This is a genomic window from Nocardia rhamnosiphila NBRC 108938, assembly GCF_000720425.1.
Lineage (GTDB): Bacteria > Actinomycetota > Actinomycetes > Mycobacteriales > Mycobacteriaceae > Nocardia > Nocardia rhamnosiphila.
This window is the reverse complement of sequence record NZ_JOAJ01000058.1, coordinates 1-373: the sequence shown is the minus strand read 5'-3', so window position 1 is coordinate 373 and position 373 is coordinate 1. Positions and strand designations below refer to the sequence as shown.

The following is a 373-nucleotide window of genomic DNA, read 5'->3' as shown; positions in this document are numbered from 1 at the left end:
GACCGCCGGGTGCCGCACCGCCCGCACATCGACCAAGGGTGTCGTGCTGCGCAGCTCGATGAGGACCCAGACGCAGAGCAGCGCCACCGCGACGACGGCCAGTACCGCCGCCACCGCGAGGTGCCCGCTCCACAGATTCCGTTCACCGGCGAGGAACAGCACCAACAGCAGCGCAGCGGCCAGAACGACCGCGCCTGCCACGTCCACATGAGCAGAGCGGCCTTCGGGAGCTTCGGGTATGGAGCGCCACGCGGCCAGGAGGGCGGCAGCGGTGACGACCAGGCCGAGGCCGTAGGCGGCCCGTACCCCGCCGAGCTCGGCGAGTAGTGCGGCCAGCGGGTAGCCGACACCGGCCCCGATGATCGAAACCACC

1 pseudogene is annotated in these 373 nt (G+C 71.6%); it reads right to left on the bottom strand.

Going from position 1 to position 373, the window contains the following annotated elements:
* Positions 1-373: pseudogene (locus tag IG75_RS0135695) on the bottom strand (MFS transporter); the annotation flags it as partial.